Below are 553 nucleotides of genomic sequence, written 5' to 3'. Positions count from 1 at the left end.
AGGCAAGTTTCGTGCTTAGATGCTTTCAGCACTTATCTCTTCCGCATTTAGCTACCCAGCAGTGCCTCTGGCGAGACAACTGGTACACCAGTGATGCGTCCACTCCGGTCCTCTCGTACTAGGAGCAGCCCCTCTCAATTCTCCAACGCCCACGGCAGATAGGGACCGAACTGTCTCACGACGTTCTAAACCCAGCTCGCGTACCACTTTAAATGGCGAACAGCCATACCCTTGGGACCTACTTCAGCCCCAGGATGTGATGAGCCGACATCGAGGTGCCAAACACCGCCGTCGATATGAACTCTTGGGCGGTATCAGCCTGTTATCCCCGGAGTACCTTTTATCCGTTGAGCGATGGCCCTTCCATTCAGAACCACCGGATCACTATGACCTGCTTTCGCACCTGCTCGACTTGTCTGTCTCGCAGTTAAGCTTGCTTATACCATTGCACTAACCTGACGATGTCCGACCGTCATTAGCAAACCTTCGTGCTCCTCCGTTACGCTTTGGGAGGAGACCGCCCCAGTCAAACTACCCACCAGACACTGTCCGA

At 54.1% G+C, this 553-nt stretch carries 1 rRNA gene; it reads right to left on the bottom strand.

Going from position 1 to position 553, the window contains the following annotated elements:
• Positions 1-553 (bottom strand): 23S ribosomal RNA (locus ACLS0A_RS10995); the annotation flags it as partial.

Origin of the sequence: Avibacterium volantium (assembly GCF_049366555.1) — a bacterium.
GTDB lineage: Bacteria > Pseudomonadota > Gammaproteobacteria > Enterobacterales > Pasteurellaceae > Avibacterium > Avibacterium volantium_A.
This window is presented reverse-complemented; position numbering and strand designations above follow the sequence as displayed.